20 protein-coding genes and 1 tRNA gene are annotated in these 25525 nt (G+C 63.2%); 11 read left to right on the top strand and 10 right to left on the bottom strand.

Features of this window, described 5'->3' with window-relative positions; genetic code table 11:
* Nucleotides 1-18: 18 nt before the first annotated feature.
* The gene (locus tag DBR47_RS13420) at nt 19-1230 is read left to right on the top strand and encodes a pyridoxal-dependent decarboxylase, exosortase A system-associated (protein WP_197047071.1); all 1212 of its coding nucleotides are present in this window, start codon (nt 19-21) and stop codon (nt 1228-1230) included.
* On the opposite strand, the gene DBR47_RS13415 is transcribed toward DBR47_RS13420, so the two are convergent.
* From DBR47_RS13415 to DBR47_RS13390, 7 genes are all read right to left on the bottom strand, one after another.
* A complete protein-coding gene (locus DBR47_RS13415) occupies nt 1227-2999 on the bottom strand; it encodes a sensor histidine kinase (protein ID WP_124450807.1) in 1773 nt (590 codons plus the stop codon). The genes DBR47_RS13420 and DBR47_RS13415 overlap by 4 nt on opposite strands.
* Nucleotides 2996-3676: a response regulator transcription factor gene (locus tag DBR47_RS13410; RefSeq protein WP_197047055.1), complete on the bottom strand. Its 681-nt coding sequence runs from the start codon at nt 3674-3676 to the stop codon at nt 2996-2998. Before DBR47_RS13410 ends, DBR47_RS13415 begins: the two co-directional genes overlap by 4 nt.
* 276 nt (nt 3677-3952) lie before the next feature.
* Nucleotides 3953-5416, bottom strand: coding sequence for a hypothetical protein (locus DBR47_RS13405; RefSeq protein ID WP_124450803.1), 1464 nt, complete (start codon nt 5414-5416; stop codon nt 3953-3955).
* A 42-nt stretch (nt 5417-5458) separates the two neighbouring features.
* Nucleotides 5459-6880 (bottom strand): coniferyl aldehyde dehydrogenase, encoded by a 1422-nt coding sequence (locus DBR47_RS13400; RefSeq protein ID WP_231512295.1) that lies wholly within the window; start codon nt 6878-6880, stop codon nt 5459-5461.
* Nucleotides 6880-7002, bottom strand: coding sequence for an iron-containing alcohol dehydrogenase (locus tag DBR47_RS25265; protein WP_148090424.1), 123 nt, complete (start codon nt 7000-7002; stop codon nt 6880-6882). Before DBR47_RS25265 ends, DBR47_RS13400 begins: the two co-directional genes overlap by 1 nt.
* Nucleotides 7003-7059: 57 nt before the next feature.
* Complete coding sequence (locus DBR47_RS13395; RefSeq protein WP_124450799.1) at nt 7060-8130, bottom strand: transporter; 1071 nt, start codon at nt 8128-8130, stop codon at nt 7060-7062.
* A 315-nt stretch (nt 8131-8445) separates the two neighbouring features.
* Nucleotides 8446-9078, bottom strand: coding sequence for an ATP-binding cassette domain-containing protein (locus tag DBR47_RS13390; RefSeq protein WP_197047054.1), 633 nt, complete (start codon nt 9076-9078; stop codon nt 8446-8448).
* A gap of 236 nt (nt 9079-9314) precedes the next feature.
* On the opposite strand from DBR47_RS13390, the gene DBR47_RS13385 reads away from it, so the two are divergent.
* Nucleotides 9315-9404 (top strand) — tRNA-Ser (locus DBR47_RS13385).
* Nucleotides 9405-9523: 119 nt separating this feature from the next.
* Here DBR47_RS13385 and DBR47_RS13380 read toward each other — a convergent pair.
* On the bottom strand, nt 9524-10438 hold the full coding sequence (locus DBR47_RS13380) for an SPFH domain-containing protein (protein ID WP_124450795.1): 915 nt from the start codon (nt 10436-10438) through the stop codon (nt 9524-9526).
* Nucleotides 10439-10510: 72 nt separating this feature from the next.
* On the bottom strand, nt 10511-10939 hold the full coding sequence (locus DBR47_RS13375) for an NfeD family protein (protein ID WP_370454917.1): 429 nt from the start codon (nt 10937-10939) through the stop codon (nt 10511-10513).
* A 168-nt stretch (nt 10940-11107) separates the two neighbouring features.
* On the opposite strand from DBR47_RS13375, the gene DBR47_RS13370 reads away from it, so the two are divergent.
* Nucleotides 11108-13366, top strand: coding sequence for an arginine/lysine/ornithine decarboxylase (locus DBR47_RS13370; RefSeq protein ID WP_124450793.1), 2259 nt, complete (start codon nt 11108-11110; stop codon nt 13364-13366).
* An 84-nt stretch (nt 13367-13450) separates the two neighbouring features.
* Here DBR47_RS13370 and fabI read toward each other — a convergent pair whose 3' ends face one another.
* Nucleotides 13451-14230, bottom strand: a complete 780-nt coding sequence (gene fabI / locus DBR47_RS13365; RefSeq protein WP_124450791.1) for an enoyl-ACP reductase FabI — start codon at nt 14228-14230, stop codon at nt 13451-13453.
* A gap of 436 nt (nt 14231-14666) precedes the next feature.
* Between fabI and rimP the strand changes: the two genes are divergently transcribed.
* The 8 genes from rimP to DBR47_RS13325 all read left to right on the top strand — a co-directional run bounded on the left by rimP (nt 14667) and on the right by DBR47_RS13325 (nt 25484).
* The gene (rimP, locus tag DBR47_RS13360) at nt 14667-15302 is read left to right on the top strand and encodes a ribosome maturation factor RimP (RefSeq protein ID WP_124450790.1); all 636 of its coding nucleotides are present in this window, start codon (nt 14667-14669) and stop codon (nt 15300-15302) included.
* Nucleotides 15299-16777, top strand: coding sequence for a transcription termination factor NusA (gene nusA, locus DBR47_RS13355; protein WP_124450788.1), 1479 nt, complete (start codon nt 15299-15301; stop codon nt 16775-16777). The genes rimP and nusA overlap by 4 nt, the downstream gene beginning before the upstream one ends.
* Nucleotides 16778-16853: 76 nt before the next feature.
* Nucleotides 16854-19889: a translation initiation factor IF-2 gene (gene infB, locus DBR47_RS13350; RefSeq protein WP_124450786.1), complete on the top strand. Its 3036-nt coding sequence runs from the start codon at nt 16854-16856 to the stop codon at nt 19887-19889.
* A gap of 102 nt (nt 19890-19991) precedes the next feature.
* Nucleotides 19992-20405 (top strand): 30S ribosome-binding factor RbfA, encoded by a 414-nt coding sequence (gene rbfA, locus DBR47_RS13345; protein ID WP_124450784.1) that lies wholly within the window; start codon nt 19992-19994, stop codon nt 20403-20405.
* Nucleotides 20406-20426: 21 nt separating this feature from the next.
* Nucleotides 20427-21365, top strand: coding sequence for a tRNA pseudouridine(55) synthase TruB (gene truB, locus DBR47_RS13340; protein WP_124450782.1), 939 nt, complete (start codon nt 20427-20429; stop codon nt 21363-21365).
* A 30-nt stretch (nt 21366-21395) separates the two neighbouring features.
* On the top strand, nt 21396-23219 hold the full coding sequence (gene typA, locus DBR47_RS13335; protein WP_124450780.1) for a translational GTPase TypA: 1824 nt from the start codon (nt 21396-21398) through the stop codon (nt 23217-23219).
* Between the two features lie 181 nt (nt 23220-23400).
* Nucleotides 23401-24369, top strand: coding sequence for a DMT family transporter (locus tag DBR47_RS13330; protein WP_124450778.1), 969 nt, complete (start codon nt 23401-23403; stop codon nt 24367-24369).
* Nucleotides 24366-25484, top strand: coding sequence for an enoyl-CoA hydratase/isomerase family protein (locus tag DBR47_RS13325; RefSeq protein ID WP_124450776.1), 1119 nt, complete (start codon nt 24366-24368; stop codon nt 25482-25484). The genes DBR47_RS13330 and DBR47_RS13325 overlap by 4 nt, the downstream gene beginning before the upstream one ends.
* The last annotated feature ends 41 nt before the right edge of the window (nt 25485-25525 follow it).

Below are 25525 nucleotides of genomic sequence, written 5' to 3'. Positions count from 1 at the left end.
GCCCCCCAGCATGTGCCCATGAGTCAGTTCGCCAGCCAAGACGGCGAACTGCTGATCGGCGGCCAGCCCTTGACGCGCCTGGCCGCGCGCGTGGGCCGGACGCCGTTCTATGCCTATGACCGCCAGCTCCTGAAAGCCCGCGTGGCGCAGCTGCGCGCCGCCTTGCCGACCAGCGTCAAGCTGCATTACGCGATGAAGGCCAACCCCATGCCCGCGGTGGTGGCCTGGATGGCGGGCCTGGTGGACGGCATCGACGTGGCCTCGGCGGGCGAGCTCAAGGTGGCCTTGGACGCCGGTGCCGACCCGGCGGAAATCAGCTTTGCCGGCCCGGGCAAGCGCGATATCGAGCTGGCGCAGGCGGTGGCGGCGGGGGTGCTGATCAATGTGGAGTCGGCGCGTGAGTTGGCGCCGCTGGCGGCGGCCAGTGCCCGGCTGGGTCTGCCCGCGCGGGTGGCCGTGCGGGTCAATCCGGACTTCGAGCTGAAAGGTTCGGGCATGCGCATGGGCGGCGGCCCCAAGCAGTTCGGGGTAGATGCCGAGGCCGTGCCGGCGCTGCTGGGCGAAATCGGCCGCTTGGGCCTGGCCTTTGAGGGCTTTCATCTCTTTGCCGGTTCGCAAAATCTGCGTGCCGAGTCCATTTGCGAAGCCCAGCAAAAGTCTTATGAGCTGGCCCTGAGCTTGGCCGCTCATGCACCGTCGCCGGTCAAGTTCCTGAATCTGGGCGGCGGTTTTGGCATCCCCTATTTCCCTGGCGAGGGCTTGCTGGATCTGGGCCCTATCGCGACCAATCTTTTGCAGCTGGCCGACCGCGCAGCGCGCGAGCTGCCGCAGGCCTCCTTGGTGATCGAACTGGGGCGTTATCTGGTTGGTGAAGCCGGGGTCTATGTGACGCGGGTGGTGGACCGCAAGGTCTCGCGCGGTCAGGTCTATCTGGTGACGGATGGCGGCCTCAATCACCACCTCTCGGCCTCCGGCAATTTCGGCCAGGTCTTGCGCAAGAACTATCCGGTCGCCCTGGTCAAGGCTAGTGGCCCGCAGGGCGGGGCGACCGAGCAGGCCACGGTGGTGGGGCCTTTGTGCACGCCGCTGGATCTGCTGGCCGACCGCATGGAGCTGCCGGTGGGAGCCGAGAACGATTTGGTGGTGATTTTCCAGTCGGGCGCCTACGGCGCTTCGGCCAGCCCGGCCGGCTTTCTGAGCCATCCCAACTGCGTGGAAGTGTTGGTTTAGGCGAGCGATCTGGGTTTGAGCGCCGGGGCCAGCACCGAGCCGGCCACGCGGTAGCCGCCCTCGGGGCGACGCTCAATCGTCAAATGCCCGCCCACGGCAGCGATGCGCTCCCGCATATTGACCAGGCCTTGGCCGCCCGAGGGCCGGCCGCTGCCGACCGTGCTGGCCTGGCCGTCGTCCTCGACGCCAAAGCCCAGGACCTCGCCGGCCCGGTGCAGGCTCAGGCGGGCGCTAGCCTCCGGCCCACCATGCTTGGCCGCGTTTTGTAGCGCCTCCAGGCAGCAAAAATAGACGGCGCGCTCGATGCCGGGCTCGCAGCGGCCAATATCCTCCAGCGCCAGCTGGGTTCTGATCGGGCTGCGCTGGGCCGCCTCGGCCAGGGCAAAGCTCAGGCCGCGCTCCAGCAATAGCGGGGGCACGACGCCGTGGGCATAGCTGCGCAGCTCGGCGATGGCGGCCTCCACATCGCTGCCCATCTCGCCCACCAGGCTGCGGGCGCGGCCCAGGTCCTGCTCCAGCAAGCGGGCCGTCACGCTGAGCTTCATGCGCAGGGCGATCAGGCGTTGCTGGGCGCCGTCGTGCAGATCGCGCTCAATGCGCTGACGCTCTTCCTCCACGGCCGAGGCGGCGCGGGCGCTGGAGCTGGCCAGCTCGGCCTCCAGGCGATGGCTTTCTAGCGCGACCTGGACGCTGCTGGCCAGGGATTCGACCAGATGGGGCTCCTCCTGCAAGGCGCTGTCATGCACCAGGGCGGCGACGGGGCGACCCTGGTCATCGTTGACCAGGGTGGCGGCGCGGCCGCGTTCGGACGAGGGGTAGGGCAGGGCCACATGCCGGCCTTGCTCGTCCACCCAGCAGTCTTTTTCATGGATCCAGAAGGCCAGGCTGAGCGAGGGGTCGCCCAAGGCCTTGGCCAGCAGCTGGCGCAGGCCTTGCATATCGGGCCGGCTGCGCAGGCCGCTCACCAGCATCTGCAAGGCCCGCGCGGTGTAGATGCGGCCGCGCAGCAAGCCCAGCGCAATCGCCAGGGGCACGGCGAAAAAAGTCAGGGTGAAGGCGATGCGATTGCCGCTGCCCGTGCCGATGAGAAACATTAGATCGACCCCGGCACGCAGGATGGACACGATCAAGACCGGCGCCAGTGCGCGCCGCATTAGCGGCGTGGCGACGCGCAAGCGGTTGAACAGCACGCCCGCCGCACCCACCATCACCAGGCAGCCGACGAAGCGGAAGGCCAGATTCAGGCCCTGGGCCAGGTCGGGCTTTTCCACCAAGGCCAGCACATTGCGTGGGCAGTCGGGTTGGCACAGAACCATGGGGCCAGGCATGGGGATCTCGGAGCTGAGCAGCACGCTGGGCAGCCACAGCAGGGCCAGGGCCAGCCAGGCGCTCAGCAAGAGCCCGCGCTCCACCCGGGTCTGTAGCCGGCCGCTCGGGAAGGCCAGCATCAGCCAAACCAACATCACCTCCATCATGGGCCGACTCATCCGCGCCAGGCTGAACAGCAGGGGGTGGCTGGAGGACTGCAGGGCCAAGGGGATGTAGAGCAGGGCCACGCCGAACAAGAGCAGGCCCATCGGTCTTTGCGGATAGCGCTGCTGCACGGCCACGGCCACGCTCCAGACCAGGATCAGGCCCAGACCGGCTTGCAGGCTGATGATGGAGTGACTCAGCTCCTGGCTGGCGGCGAGGGCAAGCGCCAGCACACAGCCTAGCACCAGGCCCGGTGTGCCCAGCAAAATCTCGGTGCGCAGACGGCTGTGCTTCATGCCCCGCGGGCGGCGAGGTAGAGCAAGGTGGCATGCACCCGCCGGCTGATGTTTTCATCGGTGGCCAGGCCTAGGCGTCCAAAGATTTCGCTCACATGCTTCTCAACCGCTCTTTGCGTCAGGCTGCGGTCCTGGGCGATGGCTTGATTGCTCTTGCCTTCGGCCACATCGGCCAGGATCTCGCGCTGGCGCGGCGTCAGGCTTTTGAGCGGGGACTGCACTCTTTGATTTCGGCGCACCACCATCTCGTCGATGATGCGCGGGTCGATGCGGCATTCGCCCGCCGCTACCGCCGTGATGGTGGAGACGATGTGATCCAAATCATGGATGCGGTCCTTGGCCAGATAGCCCCGGCCCGCCGCCCCGGTGGCCAGCAACTCGGCGGCGTACTGGGCACTCTCATGCTGGCTCAGCACCACCACGCCGACCTTGGGGTGGCTGCGGCGCAGGCGCTCGGCGATGCGCATGCCCTCGTCGGTCTGGGTGGGCGGCATGCGGATGTCGGTGATCACCACATCGGGCGGGTCGGCGTCCACCGCCGCCAGCAAGCTGGGTTCGTCGGCGCACAGGCCCATCACCTGCAACTCGGGTGCCAGGGCCAGCACCTGCTGCAAGCCCTCGCGGATCAGAAAGCTGTCGTCGGCGATCAGCACCCTCAGGGCTTTGGGCCTGGCCACGCGGGTCTCGGCCCTCTGGGCCTGGCCCGTGGCGACCGCGCCAAGCTCTGAGTTCTCCCCGTTTCCCATCGCTGTCCTGAAGCCTCAAGTTCCCGTTCTCGCCCGTCGGCGACTGCCATCGCGGTCCGCTTGCGGGTCAGTCTACTCCGGGATCTTGGGCTGGCAATCCGGGCCTACACCCGGATAACGGCGAGAAATCTGCAGGGACGTCATGCGTGTTCGCGCAACGCGCCCTGGCGCTAGCATTTGGCCAGGGCGGCGGCTGTCCGAGGGTGCTTAGCGGGCCTTGGCGGCGGCCTGTTGCGCGGCGTCCACCTCATCGGCCTGCTTGGCCAAGCTGGCGTTCTCAGCCGCGGAATTGCAGGAGAAGCCGGACTCGAACATATCCTTGGTCATATAGGTGCCGCTGGGCAGATAGGGGCCCATCACCTCACGCTCCTCGCCGGTTTTTTTGATCTTCTGGATGGAATGGGCAAAGTCGGGGCGGGCCAGCATATTGCGGATCATCATGTTTCCCTGGTCGGGGTCGAACATGCCGTCGCCGTCATCGGGGATGGGCAGCCAGTTGATGCCGCATTCGGGGTAGGCGGTGCGGGGGCGATCGGCGGAGCGGCTGAAGGCGACGATGTAGTCGCGGTTCTTGTTGATGACCATCTCTTCATCGTTCAAACACTTCAGCACCGTGGTGTTGGAGGCCCCGCGTTGCGAGCACAGCGACCAATAGCGCATATCGGCGTCCTTGACGTCCATACGGGGCTCGCCATTCATGGTCTTGGGCGTCACCGGCAGCTTGCCGCGCAGCACATAAACCGGGCCGAACTTGCGGTTGATGAAAGTGCGGATGTACTGGTTGTCTACCGTCGGATAGAAGCCCTCGCTCTTGCGCTCGAAATTGCCCACCTCGCCGGTGAAGATGCCCTCGAACTGCTTGCGGTCGAACTGTGCGTACCAGGTGGAGGGGCGGGTTGCGGGATGGGTGTCGGGCTTGCCCGGAAGGCTTAGCAACTCGCGGTAGCGCGGGATGGGCATGCCGAAGGCGTCGGGCTGGGTGCGCAGCAGCTGGTTGGCGTCCAGGGCTGCGCAGGCGGCCGCGCCGCGCAATTCCTTGCCATCGGCCAGGGTCAAGACGGGGGCGGGCAGGGGCACACCGCCGGTGATGCCGCGGCCTTTGTCGGGGGTGTAGATGCGCAGAATCAGCACCTGTTGGCTGCCGCCGTTCTTGGGTGCGGCAATGGTCTTGGACTTCGCGCCTTCGTTGTAAAAGCCTTCCACCCGGTTCGTGTCGCGCTGGCCGCCATTGAGCACCTCGATGGCGTAGGAGCGCTTGCTTGCGCTGCGGTCGGCGCCATGCAGGGCCGGGTTGCTATGGCCGGGTAGGGGTTCGATCAGATAGTCGGCCAGGCTTTCCACCGGCTGGCCGCGGTCGTCATAACTGGTGTAGGAGGTGTAGCGCGAATGGGCGAACTGGCCTTCGATGCGCAGCTTGGAGCCCTCGGGCATGGTGAAGCGGGCACCCCAGTAATAGGTGTTGGTATCGGGCCAGGCGACATTGAGGTAGGGGTCGCCGCTGTAGGGGCCCTTGGCCCAAAAGCAGGTGCGCTCGCCGGGGACGCCGGGTTTGTTGAGGCTTTGATCATATTTGGGACCGGACATGGGCAGATGATCGGCCGCCAAGACCTGGCCACCCAAGGCCAGGGTGACGCTGCAGGCCAGGGCCGCGGGGCTCAATGCGAATTTCATGGATGTCTCCTTGTGGATCGATGTTGTGTCGGAAGGCAAGACTTATTTGGTCAAAAACGCCAGCACCCGATCGGCGAACTTGCCGTAAGGCGGCATCAGGAATTTGAGGCTGGAAAAACGCGCCTGGTAGAACACCGGCCGCAGCTTGGAGAAGGTGTCAAAGCCCTCCCGGCCGTGGTAATGGCCCATGCCGGATTCACCCACGCCGCCAAAAGGCAGATCATGCTGGCCCACATGGAAGAGCGCGTCGTTGACCGAGACCCCGCCCGACATCACCCGGTCCAGCAGCATCTGCACCGTCGGCTTGTCGTAGCTGAAGGGGTAGAGCGCCAAGGGGCGCGGGCCGGCGTTGATGGCCGTGACCACTTCTTCCAATTGGTTGAACGGGCGGATGGGCAAGATGGGCCCGAAGATCTCGCGCTGGGCCAGCTGGCTGTTTGCGGGCGCGTTCAAGACGATGGTGGGGTTGATCTTGCGCGTGGCGCGGTCGAAGACGGGGCCGGGCAAGAGCGGGATCAGCTGGGCGCCGCCGGCCTGGGCTTCGTCCAGCGCGTTCAAGAGGCGATCAAAGCTGCGCTCGTCGATGATGGCGGTGTAGTCGGGCGAGGCCAGTGTGGGGTAGCGGGCCGAGACGATCTCGCGCGCGGCGCTGACAAAGCCTTCGACGCGATCGGCAGGCATCCACAGATGATCGACCGTGGTGCAGATCTGGCCGGCGTTCAGGCACTTCACAAACATGATGCGCTCGGTGGCCAGGCGCAGGGGGAAGTCGGCGCAGAGCACGGCCGGGGCCTTGCCGCCTAACTCCAGGGTCACCGGGCAGAGGTTTTGCGCGGCGGCCGCCATCACGGCGCGGCCGGTCTGGCCCGAGCCGGTGAAGAGCAGGTGGTCAAAAGGCAGCTTGGAGAACTCCACGCCCACGCCGCCGGTCTCGTCAAAGAACTGCAGCTTCTCGGGCGGGAAGTAGGCGGGCATGCGCTCGATCAACAACCTGGCCAGATGGCGCGAGTTCTCGCTCATCTTGACCATGGCGCGGTTGCCGGCGGCGAAGATAAAGGTCAGCGGGATCAGGCTCAGATTGACGGGGAAGTTCCAGGGCACGATGACGCCCACCACGCCCAGGGGCTGGGGGATGACGCGGTTGCTGGCGCCCAGGAAGTTGCGGATGTCGACCGAGCGACGCTGCGGGCGCATCCAGCGCTTGAGGTGTTTGAGGACTTGGTCGATGCCGTCGATGGCGGGGAAGATCTCGGCCAGCAAGGTTTCATGCTTGGAGCGATGGCCGTAGTCGGCGCTGATGGCCTCGCACAGGGCGTCTTTGTGATCGCGGATGAAGCGTTGCAGGGTGCGCAGGTCGGTGCGACGTTCCTCCAGCGTGGGGACAGGCGCTTGCAGATAGGCGTGGCGCTGGGCGCCGAGGCAGGCCTGTAGCTTGGCTTGGCTGAGACTTGCGTGGTCGGGCATCATTGCCAAGCTCCTTTCAGCAGAGGCTGCAGTTCGCTGCGATCGGCTTCGACGGGGTTGAACAGAATGGCCCCGTCATCGATGGCCAGGGCGATATAGGCGTGCGTCAGCCAACTCCGCATGGTTCATCCTGCGTCGTGTGTTCAAGAAGGGGCTTGCGCCCCTGTGAGGGGCGAGCCTTAGAGCGCGCGGCTCAGGCGCAGCTGCAGCACATTGCTGACCAAGGCATTGCTGGCCTTGACCGTGCTGGTGTAGGCCAGGGTGACGCCGACGACGTCGATCTTGGTGGCATAGAACAAGCCGGCGTTGAGGGTCTTGAAGCGGTTGGCGCCATAGCCACCGGCCTGGTTGCCGGACATGCCGCCGGTATCGTCCTCGAACTGATTCACGCCGATGAGTTGCGCCCCGAAAACCCCGATCGAGGTTTTGTAATTGGCCGCCAAGTCATAGGCGACGAAGTTGCCGCTATGCCATTGGTCGACCGAGTTGGTCGTGTTGATGCCAAGGGCCAGGCGTGCGCCCAAGGTGACGCTGTCGCTGAGCTGGTAGCCCAGGCTGGCATTGGGTCTGAGGGTGAAGAAGCGGCCCGCGCCAATATTGATGGCGGGTGTGCCAGCGGCACCCGAGGGCTGGCTGTGGAAATCGCCGGTCGGCAGCACTAGGGAGACACCGGCGGCAAACTTGTAGCGATCCTTGGCAAGAATCCAGAGCGCCGCCACATCGGTATCGCCCAGGCCGGAGGTTGCCACATTATTGGCCTTGGACTGGGCGTCCAGGCTGGCCAGATAGGCGGCGCCCGGCGTCACCGCGCTGCCGTTGGCGGCAGTGGCGGTGACGGTGGGGAAGGCTAGCGAACGGCTGGCTCGGAAGGTGTAGGGAACGTTGATACCAAAAGCCAGATGCCCGCCGCCAAAAGTCTCTTGGCTGACATGGCCTAGAAACATCTGGGCCACGGTCTGGTGCTGCTGATAATCCACCAGGGCGCGCTGGGTCACGCCTTTGGCGGTGACAACAGCAGCTGTCCAGGCCTGCTTGCCATCGTCACCATTGAGGCCGGTGATATTGGTGTTGTTCAAGGCCAAGCTGTTGACCCAGCCAGGCTTGACCTGAAAGGCTGCCAACTCGGGGCCTAGCAGGCCCACCGTGGGATAGCGGACCTTGAAGCCTTCTGCGGCCAGGGCTGGCTTGGCCAGACCAAGAATTGCCAGAGAAAGGACCAGGGCAAGAGGGGAGGGCTTGAAGTGTTTCATTGTCTCTTCCGTGATTGGCTTGTAAGCGAGCCGCTTGCGGCCTGGTTTGGGAACCTTGGGGCAAGCTGGGGGAACTTCCGCTGCGGTGTTTCTAAAGCCACCGTCTGATTTGCACTTTGCCCAGGCTTGCGCTGGCGTGAAATGGGGCGCGCACCACCCCGGGGGTTCGGGTTTCTGGTGTCTTTGCTTGAGCCGCCCTGTCGCCTCCGTGTTAACCCCTTGTTTCGACGCAGTTTGCGCCAAATCCCCCTGCGGGTATACCTGGGTGTGGGCGGGATGCCGCGGTGCCCTTGCGGGCTTGGCTCTTGGCGAAACTCAATCGCCCAAATCGATCAGGCTTTGCAGTCGAACCGTGGTCAAGGCCGGAGGCATGCCATAGTCGGCCAGCAACCAGGCCCGCGCTTGCTGTTGGGACGCCGCCAGTAGCAAGTCGCTCAGCACCCGGCTGGAGCGGGCGTCCAGGGCCGAGTAGGGCTGGTCCAGCAGGGTCAGCTCAGCACCGCAGGCGGCTGCAGCCACCAAGCCGATTTTGCGGCGGCTGCCGGTGGAGAGCATGAACATCGGCTTGCCCAGGTGTTCTTCCAGCCCCAAGCTCAGGATCAGCTCGGCCTCCAGAGCGGCCTGCCAGGCAGGGAAGCGTGGGCGGCGCTCGGCCAGCCAGTCCTGGGCAGGGCAAGCGTCATGCGCCGCGGCCTCCGGGCATTCGTAGTAGACCTGAATCGGGGCGGCCCTGGCGCCAAAGTCCAGCCGACCCCGCTGGGGCTGCAGGCTGCCGCTGAGCATGCGCAGCAAACTGGTTTTGCCGCGACCCTCACCGCCCTGGAGCAAGTTCAGACCCGGGTGGATCGTAAAACTCAGGCCCGCAAACAAGGCTTGACCGCCATAGCTCAGATGCAAATCGTCAGCCCGCAGCAAAACGGGGTTAGCAGGGGACGAGGCGTGGGGCATGACAGAGGCGTTGGCCGACGGCCGATGAACGAGATGCGGCATTCTCGCGCGCCTTATGCAAGCGAGGCTTGCGCTTGAAGGCTTGCAGCCAGGCCTTGTTTGGGCGGGGCAAGGCCAGGGCAGGCCGGGTCTGCAGCTTGCTAGGGCCGGGCTCGCATGAGAAAAACAAAAGATTTGAAGAAATCTTGCCGAACTTCTCTGACGCCCTGAAAAAGTACGCTATCATAGCGGGCTTCGGAGAGGTGGATGAGCGGTTTAAGTCGCACGCCTGGAAAGCGTGTGTGGGCTAATCCCCACCGCGGGTTCGAATCCCGCCCTCTCCGCCAAAACTAGCAAAGCCCCAGAGTCGAAAGGTTCTGGGGCTTTTTCTATTTCGGGGCTTGAGTCCAGAGTTTGAATCGGCGCGGCCGAGCAGGCTCGGCCGATTCCTTTGGCTGCGCTACGCTCAGCTGGTCTTGCCGCCGGCTCGCATCATGGCCATGGCCGTGCCGATCAGGCCCGAGACCTCGCTCATATTGCCTGGCACGATCATGGTGTTGTTCTTCTGGGCGAGTTGGGCGTAGGCGTCCACGGCTTTCTCGGCTACCTTCAGCTGCACCGCCTGGTCGCCACCGGGGAGTTGGATGGCGGCGGCAATTTTGCCGATGGCATCGGCGGTGGCGTCGGCCACGGCGGTGATGGCGGCGGCTTCACCGGCAGCCTTGTTGATTTCGGCTTGCTTCTCGCCTTCGGAGCGGGCAATGGCGGCTTCGCGCTCGCCGGTGGCGATATTGATCTGCTCCTGACGGCGGCCTTCCGAGGCGGCGATCAGGGCGCGTTTCTCGCGTTCTGCAGTGATCTGAGCTTGCATGGAGTGCAGGATGGCCGGCGGCGGCGTCAGATCTTTGATTTCATAACGCAGCACCTTGACGCCCCAGTTCAGCGCCGCCTCGTCCAGAGCCTCGACCACCGAGGTGTTGATGACGGCGCGCTCCTCAAAAGTGCGGTCCAGCTCCATGCGGCCGATCACGCTGCGCAGCGTGGTCTGGGCCAGCTGGGTGATGGCGACGATGTAGTTGCTGGAGCCATAGCTGGCGCGCATGGCATCGGTCACCTGAAAGTACAGAATGCCGTCCACCGTCAGCTGGGTGTTGTCCTTGGTGATGCAGACCTGGCTGGGCACGTCGAGCGGGATTTCTTTCAGCGAATGCTTGTAGGCCAGGCGGTCCACAAAAGGCACCAGGATGTTGAGGCCCGGGGTGAGGGTGGCGTGGTATTTGCCCAGGCGTTCCACCACCCAGGCGTTTTGTTGCGGCACGACCTTGATCGATTGAACGATGAAGACGATGGCGATGACCAGCAAGACCAGTGCGATTTCCATGACGATTTCCTATCCCTCTTGAGTGGTGTTTGTTGCTTGTTGTCGGTGCTGCGGCCGCTGGGCCCTGACGAGTCAGCGCTCCAGCAGCAGGCGGCTGCCTTCGATGGCGCGAATCACATGGGGCCCGGGAGCGGGCGTGTCGCTGCCCTGGAAGCGAGCCTGCCATTCGGCGCCGCGGTAGCGCACTTGGGTGCTGCCATCGGCTTGCCAATGCTCGACCTGCACGGTTTGGCCGATGTCCAAATTGACGTCGGGATTGGCTTGGGCTGGTTTGGCGGAGCCGCTGCGTTCGCGTTTGAAGTGCCAGGCGGTGACCGCGGCGCCACTCAGCAGGGCAGCCGTCACGACTTGGGCGTTGCCGCTCAGGCCTAGGTGGGCGGCCAGCGCCCCGGCTGCGCAGCCCAGGGCCAGCATCAGCAAATAAAAGGTGCCGGTGCCCAATTCGACAGCGACCAGCAGGCCGCAGACAATCCACCAAGTGGTGGCGTGATTCATCTCCATCTCGCATGCTCCCATCGCATCTTCATGGGGCCGAGTGTAAGGCGGGCCTATCTGTGCCTTTGCTGTGTCGTTTTTGTAAAAAGGCCCCATGGCTTCGGGTTAAAACCGATGCTTGGCCCTACACTTCGCGCCTCTTGTTTTTCTGACCCGCCCGCTGGAGGCCCAAAGATGCTTCGCTTTCGTTTTCCCATCGTCATCATCGACGAGGACTATCGCTCCGAGAACACCTCGGGTTTGGGTATCCGTGCCTTGGCTGACGCGATTCAGAAAGAGGGCTTCGAGGTGCTCGGCGCCACCAGCTACGGCGATCTGAGTCAGTTCGCTCAGCAGCAAAGCCGTGCCAGCGCCTTCATTCTGTCCATCGACGATGAGGAGTTCACCTCCGGCCCGGAGTTGGATCCGGCGGTGGTGAATCTGCGCAAATTCATTGAAGAGATCCGCTTCAAGAACGCCGACATTCCCATCTATATCTACGGCGAGACGCGCACCTCCCAGCATCTGCCCAATGACATCTTGCGTGAGCTGCACGGCTTCATTCATATGTTCGAGGACACGCCGGAGTTCGTCGCTCGTCACATCATTCGCGAGGCCAAGAGTTATCTCGACGGCCTGGCGCCGCCTTTCTTCAAGGCGCTGATGGACTATGCGCAGGACGGTTCCTACAGCTGGCACTGCCCCGGCCACTCGGGAGGTGTCGCATTTCTAAAGAGCCCGGTTGGTCAGATGTTCCACCAGTTCTTTGGCGAGAACATGCTGCGCGCCGACGTCTGCAATGCGGTGGAGGAGTTGGGTCAACTGCTGGACCACACCGGCCCGGTGGCCGCGTCCGAGAAGAATGCTGCCCGCATCTTCAACGCCGACCACTGCTTCTTCGTCACCAATGGCACCTCGACCTCGAACAAGATGGTCTGGCACCACACGGTGGCGCCTGGTGATGTGGTGGTGGTGGATCGCAACTGCCACAAGAGCATTCTGCACAGCATCATCATGACCGGCGCTGTGCCGGTCTTCATGACGCCAACGCGCAATCACTACGGCATCATCGGCCCCATCCCCGAGAGCGAGTTCTCGCCCGAGGCGATTCGCAAAAAGATTGCCGCCAATCCGCTGCTGCAAGGCGTGGATGTGGACACCGTCAAGCCGCGCATCATGACGCTGACCCAGAGCACTTACGACGGCGTGCTCTATAACACCGAGACCATCAAGGCCAAGCTGGATGGCTGGATCGACACCTTGCATTTCGACGAGGCCTGGTTGCCGCATGCGGCCTTCCATCCCTTCTATGGCTCCTACCACGCCATGGGCAAGAATCGCCCGCGCCCCAAGACGGCCGTGGTCTACGCCACCCAGTCCACCCACAAGCTGCTGGCGGGCCTGAGCCAGGCTTCGCAGGTCTTGGTGCAGGACTCGCAAGACGTCAAATTGGACAAGCATTTGTTCAATGAGGCCTATCTGATGCACACCTCCACCAGCCCGCAATACTCCATCATCGCCAGCTGTGATGTGGCCGCGGCCATGATGGAGCCTCCCGGTGGCACGGCCCTGGTGGAGGAGAGCATCTCCGAAGCCATGGACTTCCGACGCGCCATGCGCAAGGTGGACGCCGAGTACGACGAAGACTGGTGGTTCAAGGTCTGGGGCCCGGATGAGTTGACCCAAGAGGGTTATGGCAAACCGGCCGATTGGATGCTGGGCGCGGACGAGCAATGGCATGGCTTTGGCAAGATCGCCCCCGGCTTCAATATGCTGGACCCGATCAAGTGCACCGTCATCACCCCAGGTCTGGACATGAGCGGCAAGTTTGCCGAGACCGGCATTCCCGCCTCCATCGTCACCAAGTTCCTGGCTGAGCACGGTGTGGTGGTGGAGAAGACCGGGCTCTACTCCTTCTTCATCCTGTTCACCATCGGCATCACCAAGGGTCGCTGGAACACGCTGCTGACCGCCTTGCAGCAGTTCAAGGACGACTACGACAAGAATGCGCCGCTGTGGCGCATCCTGCCGGAGTTCTGCGCTGCACATCCCCGTTATGAGCGCATGGGGCTGAAGGACTTGTGCCAAAGCATCCACGGCATGTATGCCAAGGGTGATATTGCGCGCTTGACCACGGATGTTTATCTGTCGGATCTGCATCCCGCCATGAAGCCCAGCGACGCCTACGCACATATCGCCCAGCGCCGTACCCAGCGGGTGCCTATCGACGATCTGGAAGGTCGTGTCACCACCGTGCTGCTGACGCCTTATCCTCCGGGCATTCCTTTGCTGATCCCGGGTGAGCGCTTCAACAAGAAGATCGTGGATTACCTCAAGTTCACCCGCGATTTCAATGCCCTGTACCCCGGCTTCGCCACCGATGTGCATGGCCTGGTGGAAGAGAAGGGTGAGGACGGCCGTTCGCGCTACTTTGTGGATTGCGTGGCGGCGTAAGTCTCGGTCGCTAAGTTGAGTCGATAAAAAAGGGGTTCGCATGATGCGAACCCCTTTTGTTTGCTGGAAGGCAAATCGTCTTGCTTAGCCTTCGCTCAGTGCCACATGGCTGAAGCCGCCGTCCACATAGGTGATTTCGGCGCTGACGCCACCGGCCAGATCAGACAACAAGAAGGCCGCCACATTGCCCACGTCCTCGATCGTCACATTGCGGCGAATCGGGGTCGAGGCGGCGAACTGGCTCAGCAGCTTGCCGAAGTCCTTGATGCCCGAGGCAGCCAGAGTCTTGATCGGGCCGGCTGAAATACCGTTCACCCGCACACCCTTGGCGCCCATGGATTGAGCCAGGTAACGCACGCTGGCTTCCAGCGAGGCCTTGGCCAAGCCCATGGTGTTGTAGTTAGGCACATAGCGCGCGGCACCCAGATAGGACAGGGTCAGCAGCGCGGCGCCGGGGCGCAGGCGGGGCGCGGCCAGCTTGGCCATGGCCGGGAAGCTGTAGGCCGAGATGTCGTGAGCGATGCGGAAGTTCTCGCGCGTCAGGCCGTCGAGGAAGTCGCCGGCAATGGCTTCACGCGGGGCGAAACCAATGGAATGCACAAAGCCGTCGAACTCGGGCCAGGCATCGCCCAGGTCCTTGAACAGGGCTTCCATCTGTGCGTCGTCCGAGACATCGCAGTCAAACACCAGCTTGGAATCGAACTCGGCCGCAAACTCGGTGATGCGCTCCTTGAATCGTTCGCCTTGATAGCTGAAGGCCAGTTCCGCACCTTCCCGGTGGCAGGCTTTTGCAATGCCATACGCGATGGATCGATTGGACAAAACGCCCGTGATCAGCAATCGCTTGCCTGCGAGAAATCCCATGGTGGCTCCTTTGTATTGAATCAACCCGAGATTTTCGCATGGCTTGAGTGGAATGACGAGCTCCTGGCTTGCCGGTGCGGTGCTTGCATAGTACAATCCCGGCTTCGCTGAAGAGATGAGGCGGGTGTAATTTCGAAAAGCTTTCGAAATGGCCCGCATCAACGCGGTCAGGCCTAGTTTTTGGGCTCGTCGCCGGGTTCATCAGCATGAATGCACATTTGGCAGGTTGCGCGATGCCTGAAGGCAGAGAAGCTTTCGAGTTGCGCAGTTTGTTTGAAGCCTGAGGGTGATCTTGGGTTTGGATTTGGGCGGATTCATCCAGCCCATTTTTTTTGCTCGATCGCTCTTTGCATAAAATTTGGCCACCCTTGGTTTGCGCTGGACTGAAAAGCCCGGGCTGCTTATCGAAATTTAGAAAAGTTGAATTGCACCACGCATGAATTGGCAAGAAGCTGTTGAAAAAACTGTGACCGGACTGGGTTACGACTTGGTGGACTGCGAGCGCAGTCCGGCTGGCTTGCTGCGCGTGTACATCGATAAACTGCCCGAAGAAGCCCTGGCCGGCGCGCTGATCAATGTGGAAGACTGCGAGCGCGTGACGCGGCAGTTGCAATATCTGCTGGAAGTCGAGAACTGCGCTTACGAGCGTCTGGAAGTTTCCTCGCCTGGCCTGGATCGGCCGCTGAAGAAGACGTCCGACTACCAGCGTTTTGTTGGCGAAGAAATTGAGATCACCTTGCGTATGCCCTTCCAGGGGCGCAAGAAGTACAAAGGTATTTTGTCGGCGCTAGAAGTGGCGGCGGACTCGTCGGTGGCGGTTGAGCCTGTGGCTCCTGCTGTGGCGGCTGCTCTGCCCGCTGACGCGACTCCTGCGCCCGCCTGGCGTGTGGTGTTCAACGATGGCAAGGCCGACCAGGCCCTAGATTTTTCTCTTGAAGAGGTTCGCGAGGCCCGTTTGGTCCCCGTGGTCAACTTCAAGGGCCGTGGCGTGAAGCCTGCGACCGGCAAGAAGCCGGGCGGGGCTAAGGCTGCGAAAACAGATGACAAGGTTGACGGAGGTCCTGATCAATGAACCGCGAACTGTTGATGCTGGTGGACGCGATTTCGCGCGAAAAGAGCGTGGAGCTCGATGTGGTGTTTGGCGCTGTCGAGGCAGCGTTGGCTTCGGCCACCAAGAAGTTGTGTGGTGGCGAGGCTGATATTCGCGTGTCCGTGGATCGCGACTCCGGAGCCTATGAGACATTCCGTCGTTGGCACGTCGTGCCCAACGAGGCCGGTCTGCAAAACCCGGATGCGGAAATTCTGCTCTTCGAAGCCCAGGAGCAAATTCCTGACATCGAGGTGGAAGACCATATCGAAGAGCCCATCGAGTCGGTGCCCATCGGCCGCATCGGTGCGCAAGCGGCCAAGCAGGTCATTCTGCAGAAGATCCGCGATGCCGAGCGTGAGCAGCTGCTCAACGACTTCCTGGCTCGCGGCGAGCAGATCTTCGTCGGCACCGTCAAGCGTCTGGACAAGGGCGACATCATCGCCGAGTCGGGTCGCATCGAAGGCCGCCTGAAGCGCTCGGAAATGATCCCCAAGGAAAATCTGCGCACCGGCGACCGCGTGCGTGCCGTGATCCTGGGTGTCGACCCGACCCAGCGTGGCCCGCAAATCATGCTGTCGCGCAGCGCGCCTCAGTTCATGACCGAGCTGTTCGCTCAGGAAGTGCCCGAGATCGAGCAAGGCCTGTTGGAGATCAAGAGCTGCGCGCGTGACGCCGGCTCGCGTGCCAAGCTGGCCGTGCTCTCGCACGACAAGCGTGTCGACCCGATCGGCACCTGCGTCGGCGTGCGTGGCTCGCGTGTCAACGGCGTGACCAATGAGTTGGCCGGTGAGCGCGTGGACATCGTGCTGTGGTCGGAAGACCCGGCTCAATTCGTTATCGGCGCATTGGCTCCGGCCAATGTCCAGTCCATTGTTGTGGACGAAGAGCGTCATGCGATGGATGTTGTGGTGGATGAGGAAAACCTCGCCATCGCCATCGGTCGCGGCGGCCAGAACGTGAGGCTCGCTTCCGAGCTGACCGGCTGGCGTATCAATATCATGTCGGCCGAGGAATCGGCGGTTAAACATGAGCAGGAATCGGAAACGGTGCGCAAGCTCTTCATCGAGAAACTCGATGTGGATGCCGAAGTCGCCGACATCCTGATCGCTGAAGGGTTCACCAGCTTGGAAGAAGTGGCCTACGTGCCTATGCAGGAAATGCTGGAAGTTGAGGCCTTCGACGAAGACACGGTCAATGAATTGCGTACCCGAGCCAAGGATGCGCTGTTGACCATGGAAATCGCACGGGAAGAAAAGGTTGAGGAAGTGTCCCAAGACCTGCGCGACCTGGAGGGCATGACGCCCGACCTGGTGGCCAAGCTTTCCGATGGCGATATCCATACCCGCGACGACCTGGCCGATCTGGCCGTCGACGAACTCGTTGAACTGTCTGGCATGGACGAGGCCGCGGCCCGCACCATGATCATGAAGGCTCGCGAACATTGGTTCACGGCTTGAGGCAGCGCAGCCGCGCCGCCGTCAGTCAAGTACCAAGAATCGCCCAGCAAAGTACGCATAAGTTAAGGATCCAACAATGGCTGTGACCACCGTCGCCCAGTTTGCCGCAGAGCTACAAAGGCCTGCGAGCACGCTGCTTGAGCAGCTTCAAGCTGCGGGCGTCAAAACGGCGTCTCCCGAAGACGCTCTCAACGAAGCCGACAAAGAACGTCTGCTCGACTACCTGCGCACCGCGCACGGTACCGGCGGCGCCGATCGCAAGAAGATCACGCTGACCCGCAAGTCGACCAGCGAAATCAAGCAAGCCGATGCCAGCGGCAAGGCTCGCACCATCCAGGTCGAAGTGCGTAAGAAGCGCACCTTCGTCAAGATGGACGAAAACAGCGGTGCCGACGAAGCCACGGTGGCAGCTGCCGCCGCGGCCGAAGAAGCCGACTTGCAGCGCCGCGAGGTCGAGGCCCATGCCCAGGCCGAAGCCCTGCGTCGCCAGGAAGCCGAGTTGGCCGAGCGTGTGCGTGAGCGTGAGGAAGCCGAGAAGGCTGCCCGCGCCGCAGAAGAGCTGCGCCGCCAAGAAAAGCTGGCTGCGGAAGCCAAGGCTGCGCATGAGGCTGCTGCCCGCGCTGCTGAAGAAGCCGCTGCGGCCAAGGCCGCCAAGAAGCCTCCGCGTCAAACCGCTGAAGCCGCCGCCCGCGAAGCTGCCGCCATCAACAAGGCCGCCGCCGCTGCCCGTGCTCCGGCACCGGCTCCCGTGGCTGCGCCCGCACCTGTGGTTGCCGCGCCTGCTGTGGTCGCCGCTCCCGTGGAAGCCGCTGCCCCTGTGGCCGCCGCCGCAGCTGCACCTGCCGCTCCTGCAGAAGCCGCCAAGCCCGCATTGCGCGTGGTCAAGGCCGTGGACGTGGGCGCCGAAGAGAAGCAAAAACAAGTGGACCTGGAGCGCCGCCGCAAGGCCGCCGAGGCCGAAGCTGCGGCCATCCGCGCGATGATGAATGCCCCTAAAAAGGTCATGATCGCCAAGAAGGAAGAGCCCAAGCCGGTCGAAGCCGCCAAGGAAGGCATTAAGGGCACGATTCACAAGAAGCCGGGTACACCGGGTGCTCCCGCAGCACCGGGCACGACTACGGCCGCCAAGCCCGGCGACAAGAAATCGGTCAAGTCCGAGAAGCTGTCGTCGAGCTGGGCCGATGACAAGAAGCGCGGCGTCAAGCCGGGCGCGACGGCTGCGCCTGGTGGTGCACGTCCTGCTGCCGGTGGCTGGCGTGCGCCTAGCCGCGGTGGCGCGGGTGGCCGTCGTGGCAATGACCGCAACGACCGTGGCAATAGCCAGTCCAACTTCGTCGCTCCGGTGGAGCAGGTGGTGCAGGAAGTGCACGTCCCTGAGACCATCTCGGTGGCGGATCTGGCCCACAAGATGTCGGTCAAGGCTTCCGAAGTCATCAAGCATTTGATGAAGCTGGGTCAGATGGTCACCATCAACCAGCAGCTGGACCAAGAAACCGCCATGATTTTGGTGGAAGAAATGGGCCACAAGGCCTTTGCCGCCAAACTGGATGATCCCGACGCCTTCCTCGAGGAAGAGGGCGCCGGTGCCGAGCAGCACGAGGCCTTGCCCCGTGCGCCCGTGGTCACCGTCATGGGTCACGTCGACCACGGCAAGACCTCGCTGCTGGACTATGTTCGCCGTGCCCGTGTGGCCGCTGGCGAAGCCGGTGGCATTACGCAGCATATCGGCGCTTATCACGTCGAAACGCCGCGCGGCATGATCACCTTCCTGGACACCCCGGGTCACGCAGCCTTCACGGCCATGCGTGCTCGTGGCGCCACGGCCACCGACATCGTCATCCTGGTGGTGGCGGCGGACGACGGCGTGATGCCCCAGACCAAGGAAGCCATCCACCACGCGAAGGCGGCCGGCGTGCCCATCGTTGTGGCGATGAACAAGATCGACAAGCAGGGCGCCAATATCGAACGCCTGAAGGGCGAGCTGGTGGCTGAAGGCGTCGTGCCGGAAGACTTCGGCGGCGACACCCCGTTTGTGCCGGTCTCGGCCAAGACGGGCGAGGGCATGGACAGCCTGCTGGAGCAAGTGTTGCTGCAAGCCGAAGTGCTGGAGCTGAAGGCACCTGCCGCCTCCATGGCCAAGGGCCTGGTGATCGAAGCCAAGCTGGACAAGGGCCGCGGCCCTGTGGCCACGGTGCTGGTGCAGTCGGGCACCCTGAAGCGCGGCGACGTCGTGCTGGCGGGTTCCACCTATGGCCGCGTGCGTGCCATGTTGGACGAAGACGGCAAGGCTTGTACCGAGGCCGGTCCTTCCATCCCGGTGGAAATCCAGGGCCTGACCGAAGTGCCGCAAGCCGGTGATGAATTCATGGTGCTGGGCGATGAACGCCGCGCTCGTGAAATCGCCACCTTCCGTTCGGGCAAGTACCGTGACGTCAAGCTCTCGCGTCAACAGGCCGCCAAGCTGGAGAACATGTTCGAGAACATGGGCGCCGGCGATGTGCAGACCCTGGGCATCATCATCAAGAGCGATGTGCAAGGTTCGCAAGAAGCCCTGGCTTCGTCCCTGCTCAAGTTGTCGACGGCCGAAGTCAAGGTGCAGATCGTGCACGCTGCCGTCGGTGGCATCAGCGAGTCGGACGTCAATTTGGCGATCGCCTCCAAGGCGGTCATCATCGGCTTCAATGTCCGTGCTGACGCTGGCGCTCGCAAGCTGGCCGAAGGCAATGCGGTTGATCTGCGCTACTACAACATCATTTACGACGCCGTGGATGAGGTGAAGGCAGCGATGACCGGCATGCTGGCTCCCGAGCAGCGCGAAGAAGTCATCGGTATGGCCGAGATCCGCACCGTGTTCGTGGCGACCAAGATCGGCACCATTGCAGGCTGTATGGTTACCTCGGGTGTGGTCAACCGCTCGGCTCGCTTCCGCCTGCTGCGCGAGAACGTGGTGATCTACACCGGCGAGATCGACACTCTGAAGCGCATGAAGGACGATGTGCGCGAAGTCCGCGAAGGCTTCGAGTGCGGTATCAAGCTGAAGAACTACAGCGACATCGCCGAGGGCGATCAGCTCGAATTCTTCGAGGTCAAGGAAGTGGCTCGGACCCTCTAAAGCCTTTGGCGGAGCTGCCCCGAGCAACAGCAAACCCCGCCCTCAACGAGTGGCGGGGTTTGTTCTTGAGGGTCACTCATCCGAATATTGAGGCAAGAAGATATGCGACATAAACGAGTCATCCCTAACCGCAGCTTCCGTGTGGCCGACCAGATCCAACGCGATCTGGCCGAGCTGATCCGTGAGCTGAAGGATCCGCGCATCGGCATGGCCACGGTCAATGCCGTCGAGGTCACGCCCGACTACGCCCACGCCAAGATTTTCTTTTCGGTGCTGGTCGGTGATCCGACCGAGACCGGCGAAGCCCTGAACGAGGCCGCCGGCTTTTTGCGTAACGGCCTGTTCAAGCGTCTGCAGATCCATACCGTGCCCAGCCTGCACTTCCACTTCGACCGCACCATTGAACGTGCGGCCGAGATGAGCGCACTGATCAGCAAGGCCAATGCCAGCCGTGCGCTGGATGATGAGCCTCCGGCAGCCCCGAGCGAAGCGCCGAACGAAAAGGCGGGCGACTGAGCCCCCTGGAATAGAACACGCATGAGCGAACGTCCTCAACGCATCAAGACTGTGCGCCGTGCCATCCACGGCGTGCTGCTCTTGGACAAGCCCTTGGGCTGGTCCAGCAACGACGCCTTGCAAAAGGCGAAGTGGCTGCTGCGCGCCGAAAAAGCCGGCCATACCGGCACGCTCGACCCCTTGGCTACCGGCTTGCTGCCCCTGTGCTTTGGTGCGGGTACCAAGTTCAGCCAGATCAGCCTGGACGCCGACAAGGCCTATACCGCCACCCTGCAAATGGGCGTGACGACGACCACCGGCGATCTGGAAGGCGAGGTGCTGGAGCGTCTGCCGGTGAACTTCAGCCGCGAACAGCTGGACACCGCCGTGGCCGCTCTGCGCGGCGAGATCAGCCAGGTGCCACCGATGTATTCGGCGCTGAAGTTTGAGGGCCGTCCCCTGTACGAATATGCCCGCGCGGGCATTGCCATCGAGCGCCCCTCGCGCCGGGTCACGATTCACGCGCTTGAAATCATGGACTGGCAGGATGACAAGCTCACCCTGTCGGTGCGCTGCAGCAAGGGCACTTATGTCCGTACTCTGGCCGAAGACCTCGGCCGGGCGCTGGGCTGCGGCGCGCATCTGACGGCCCTGCGCCGCACGGCCTCGGGCCCGGTGTCGGTGGAGAACGCCATCAGCCTGGACGCCTTGGCGGCCTTGACCGAAGCAGAGCGCGAAGCGCTGCTGCGACCCCCCGACTCCTTGTTGGCGGATTGGCCCGAAGTCCGGCTTAGCCAAGACGAGGCCACCCGCTTCCTCACCGGTCTACGTCGCCGCGTGAATGCCCCGGACCAGCCGCATGTGCGGGTCTATGGGCCGGAGCCGCAAGCCTTTCTCGGAGGCGCCCATATCCAGGGCGGCGAATTGATCCCAGACCGGTTATTGAGTCCTCAAGAGGTCGCAAGCCTCTCAGAGCACTGAGCAGAAATCAGAATTTTTTGAAAGCGTCGTATGAGTAAGCAGATTCGCAACATCGCCATCATCGCCCACGTTGACCATGGCAAAACCACCATGGTGGACCAATTGCTGCGTCAAAGCGGCACCTTCGCCGACCACGAAAAAGTCGTCGACACCGTGATGGACAACAACGCCATCGAACGTGAGCGTGGCATCACGATCTTGGCCAAGAACTGCGCCGTGTCCTGGGAAGGCACCCACATCAATATCGTGGACACCCCCGGACACGCGGACTTCGGCGGTGAAGTGGAGCGCGCGCTGTCCATGGTGGACGGTGTGGTGCTGCTGATCGACGCCCAAGAAGGCCCGATGCCCCAGACCCGTTTCGTGACCAAGAAGGCCTTGGCCCTGGGCCTCAAGCCCATCGTCGTGGTCAACAAGGTGGACAAGCCCGGTGCCAAGCCCGACGCCGTCATCAACGCCGCTTTCGACCTGTTCGACAAGCTGGGCGCGACCGACGAGCAGCTGGACTTCCCCGTGGTCTACGCCTCGGGCATCAATGGCTGGACCTCGCTGGAAGAAGGCAAGCCCGGCGAGCAGTGGGGCCCGGACATGTCCGCCCTGTTCAACACCGTGCTCAAGCATGTGCCGGCGCAAAGCGGTGACGCATCCGCGCCGCTGCAGCTTCAGATCTCGGCTCTGGACTTCTCGACCTTTGTTGGCCGCATCGGCGTTGGTCGCATCAGCCAAGGCACGATCAAGCCCGGCATGCAAGTCGCTGTGATGGAAGGCCCTGGCGGCAAGTCCGTCAACGGCCGTATCAACCAGGTGCTGACCTTCCAAGGTCTGGACCGCGTGCAAGTGACCGAAGCCGGCCCCGGCAATATCGTGCTGATCAACGGCATTGAAGACATCGGCATCGGCGTGACCGTGACCGACCAAGCCAACCCCAGCCCGCTGCCCATGCTGAAGGTGGACGAGCCCACGCTGACCATGAACTTCTGCGTCAACACCTCGCCCCTGGCAGGTCGCGAAGGCAAGTTCGTCACCAGCCGTCAGATCTGGGACCGCCTGCAAAAGGAACTGCAGCACAACGTCGCTCTGCGCGTGAAGGAAACCGACGAAGACGGTATCTTTGAAGTTTGCGGCCGCGGCGAACTGCACCTGACCATCCTGCTGGAAAACATGCGCCGTGAAGGCTATGAGCTGGCCGTGTCCAAGCCCCGCGTGATGTTCAAGGACATCGACGGCGTCAAGTCCGAGCCCATGGAATTGGTGACCGCTGACGTGGAAGAAACCCACCAAGGCGGCGTCATGCAGGCCCTGGGTCTGCGCAAGGGCGAGATGCTGAATATGGAGCCGGACGGCCATGGCCGCGTGCGCCTGGAATACCGCATCCCGGCTCGCGGCCTGATCGGTTTCTCCAACGAGTTCATGAACTTGACCCGTGGTTCGGGCCTGATCTCCTCCATCTTCGACGGTTACGAAGCCCACAAGGGTGAAATCGGCGGCCGCAAGAACGGCGTGCTGATCTCCATGGACGAAGGCGAAATCTTCACCTACGCGCTGGGCAAGCTGGACGACCGTGGTCGCATGTTCGTCAAGCCCAACGATCCGGTGTACGAAGGCATGATCGTCGGCATCCACAGCCGCGACAACGATCTGGTCGTGAACGCCACCCGTACCAAGCAGCTGACCAACTTCCGCGTCAGCGGCAAGGAAGACGCGATCAAGATCACGCCTCCCATCGACCTGACGCTGGAGTACGGCGTGGACTTCATCGATGACGACGAGCTGGTCGAGATCACGCCCAAGAGCGTGCGCCTGCGCAAGCGTTTCTTGACCGAGAACGAGCGTAAGCGCAACGCGCGCGGCTGAAGCCTTGCGCGCTGCGCTGACGCGGCGCGTTGGGCTCCCCCAGCCAGGGCCAGAGGCCCTGGCCTTCGCCAGGCAGAAACAGTCCTCAGGACTGTTTCAGTCCGGGCTCAGCCTCCCTCCATGAGGGAGGCTCTAGCTAGTTAATTGCCCGCGCCGCCTTTGGCGGCGCTCTTCGTTACTGATGACTCATCGACGCGCTGTTGTCCTGATGTTGCTGGTCACCCTGCTGTGGAGCACGGCGGGGGTGGTCACGCGGCAGCTGGAAGCAGCGCGTAGCTTTGAGCTGACGTTTTGGCGCAGTGCTTTCAATGGCCTGGCCTTGATCGTGGGCCTGCGCTGGTTGCGTGGCCCGGCCCTGTGGGCACAGCTGACTCAGGCGCCGCGCCTGGTCTGGCTGTCGGGGGTTTGCTGGGCGGTGATGTTCACTGCCTTCATGCTGGCCATCAGCCTGACCCGCGTCGCCCATGTGCTGGTCATCATGGCCTTGGGCCCCTTGCTGACGGGCTTGTTCGCCCGCATTTTCCTGCAACAAAAACTGCCTACCCGAACCTGGTTCGCCATTGTGCTGGCCAGCCTGGGCATTGCCTGGATGTTCGGCCATGAGCTGTTGGGGGCAGGCGGGGCAGAGCAGGGCGGAGCGGGCGGCCAGGCCTTGTTGGGCAGCTTGGTGGCCTTGGGCGTGCCGGTCGCCGCAGCGGTCAATTGGTGTGTGCTGCAACATGTGAGCCACTCCGCGCACAAAGCCTCCGAGCGGCCCGATATGCTGCTGTCCCTGCTGATAGGCGCCGGCCTTTCGGCCTTGGCCGTCTTGCCCCTGGCCTGGCCTTTGCAGGCTTCGGCACATGACCTCGGTTTGCTGGCGGGCCTTGGGGTGTTCCAACTGGCCGTGCCCTGCATGCTGGTCGTGCATCTGAGCCGCTATCTGGTCGGGCCCGAGATCGCCTTGCTGGGCCAGCTGGAAGTGATTTTGGGCGTGCTATGGGCCTGGGCTTGGGCGGGTGAGACGCCCTCGTCGGCCACCCTGACTGGTGGCGCCTTGGTGCTGCTGGCCCTGGTCGGCAATGAATTATTGGCCTGGCGCGCGGGGCCCAAGACCCCCGTGCTCACCAGCCCTAAACCTGAGAACCTAGAAAACCGGAGAGAGGCATGACCGTCGCTTTGATTCCTACGCTGCAATCCCAGGGCCAGATCTTGGCCGAGGTGAATGGCTGCCTGGGGCTGATCACCTTGAATCGTCCCGAGGCTTTGAATGCCTTGTCCCTGGCCATGATTCGGGATCTGACGACCTTGTTCCGTGCCTGGGCTCAAGCGCCCGAGATCGAAGCCGTGGTCATGATGGCCGCCGGCCGCCCGGGCAAGCCCGCGGCCTTTTGTGCCGGTGGCGATATCCGCTTCTTCCACCGTGCGGCGCTGGAGGCTGATGCCAGCCTGGAAGACTTCTTCACCGAAGAGTACGCCCTCAACCATCTGATCCACCAATTCCCCAAGCCCTCCATCGCCTTGATGGACGGCATCGTCATGGGCGGCGGCATGGGCATCAGCCAGGGTTGCAAGCTGCGTGTGCTGACCGAGCACAGCCGTCTGGCCATGCCCGAGACCAATATCGGCCTCTTCCCCGATGTGGGCGGCGGCTACTTCCTCAACCAATGCCCGGGCCAGCTGGGCAAGTGGCTGGCCTTGACCGGCCAGGCCTTGGGCGCGGGCGACGCGATCGAACTCGGCCTGGGCGATGTGTTTGTGCAAAGCGCCGCCATGCCCGCCATTGTCGAGGCCTTCAAATTTGGCGCCCAAAGCAGCGCCGAGCATGTGGTGGCGACCGTGATGGAGCGGGTGGATCTGGCGCCTGCCGCCGATTTGCCGGCCCTGCGCGCGCGTGTGGATCAGCATTTCTCGAAACCCGATGTGGGGGCCATCATGGCCTCGCTGGCTGCCAGCGATGAGGCCTGGGCCCAGCAAACCCACGCGGCCTTGCTCAAACGCTCGCCCTTGATGATGGCCGTGACCTTGGAGCAGTTGCAGCGTGCCCAGGGCCTGAGCCTGGCCGAGGACCTGCGCATGGAGCGCGATATGGTGTATCGCTGCTTCCATCTGCGCCCCGGCGCACAGAGCGAGACGGTGGAGGGCATTCGTGCACTGGCGGTGGACAAGGACCATGCCCCGCGCTGGAATCCTGCGCGTGTCGAGGACCTGAGTCGCGACGCCGTGCTGGCCTTTTTTGAGTCGCCCTGGAGCCCCGATCAGCATCCCTTGCGTGATCTGAAGTAAGGCCTTCAGGCATAGATAATCCAGGCGAAGCCCCACCAGGG

Origin of the sequence: Paucibacter sp. KBW04, from assembly GCF_003852425.1 — a bacterium.
Classification (GTDB): domain Bacteria; phylum Pseudomonadota; class Gammaproteobacteria; order Burkholderiales; family Burkholderiaceae_C; genus Paucibacter_A.
This window is presented reverse-complemented; position numbering and strand designations above follow the sequence as displayed.

Bases quoted from the DNA above. Each gene is read 5' to 3' on its own strand.
- DBR47_RS13420 (WP_197047071.1), top strand. From the start codon at position 19: ATGAGTCAGTTCGCCAGCCAAGACGGCGAACTGCTGATCGGCGGCCAG.
- DBR47_RS13415 (WP_124450807.1), bottom strand. From the start codon at position 2,999: ATGAAGCACAGCCGTCTGCGCACCGAGATTTTGCTGGGCACACCGGGC.
- DBR47_RS13405 (WP_124450803.1), bottom strand. From the start codon at position 5,416: ATGAAATTCGCATTGAGCCCCGCGGCCCTGGCCTGCAGCGTCACCCTG.
- DBR47_RS13400 (WP_231512295.1), bottom strand. From the start codon at position 6,880: ATGCCCGACCACGCAAGTCTCAGCCAAGCCAAGCTACAGGCCTGCCTC.
- DBR47_RS25265 (WP_148090424.1), bottom strand. From the start codon at position 7,002: ATGCGGAGTTGGCTGACGCACGCCTATATCGCCCTGGCCATCGATGAC.
- DBR47_RS13395 (WP_124450799.1), bottom strand. From the start codon at position 8,130: ATGAAACACTTCAAGCCCTCCCCTCTTGCCCTGGTCCTTTCTCTGGCA.
- DBR47_RS13390 (WP_197047054.1), bottom strand. From the start codon at position 9,078: ATGCCCCACGCCTCGTCCCCTGCTAACCCCGTTTTGCTGCGGGCTGAC.
- DBR47_RS13380 (WP_124450795.1), bottom strand. From the start codon at position 10,438: ATGGAAATCGCACTGGTCTTGCTGGTCATCGCCATCGTCTTCATCGTT.
- DBR47_RS13375 (WP_370454917.1), bottom strand. From the start codon at position 10,939: ATGGAGATGAATCACGCCACCACTTGGTGGATTGTCTGCGGCCTGCTG.
- DBR47_RS13370 (WP_124450793.1), top strand. From the start codon at position 11,108: ATGCTTCGCTTTCGTTTTCCCATCGTCATCATCGACGAGGACTATCGC.
- fabI (WP_124450791.1), bottom strand. From the start codon at position 14,230: ATGGGATTTCTCGCAGGCAAGCGATTGCTGATCACGGGCGTTTTGTCC.
- rimP (WP_124450790.1), top strand. From the start codon at position 14,667: ATGAATTGGCAAGAAGCTGTTGAAAAAACTGTGACCGGACTGGGTTAC.
- nusA (WP_124450788.1), top strand. From the start codon at position 15,299: ATGAACCGCGAACTGTTGATGCTGGTGGACGCGATTTCGCGCGAAAAG.
- infB (WP_124450786.1), top strand. From the start codon at position 16,854: ATGGCTGTGACCACCGTCGCCCAGTTTGCCGCAGAGCTACAAAGGCCT.
- rbfA (WP_124450784.1), top strand. From the start codon at position 19,992: ATGCGACATAAACGAGTCATCCCTAACCGCAGCTTCCGTGTGGCCGAC.
- truB (WP_124450782.1), top strand. From the start codon at position 20,427: ATGAGCGAACGTCCTCAACGCATCAAGACTGTGCGCCGTGCCATCCAC.
- typA (WP_124450780.1), top strand. From the start codon at position 21,396: ATGAGTAAGCAGATTCGCAACATCGCCATCATCGCCCACGTTGACCAT.
- DBR47_RS13330 (WP_124450778.1), top strand. From the start codon at position 23,401: ATGACTCATCGACGCGCTGTTGTCCTGATGTTGCTGGTCACCCTGCTG.
- DBR47_RS13325 (WP_124450776.1), top strand. From the start codon at position 24,366: ATGACCGTCGCTTTGATTCCTACGCTGCAATCCCAGGGCCAGATCTTG.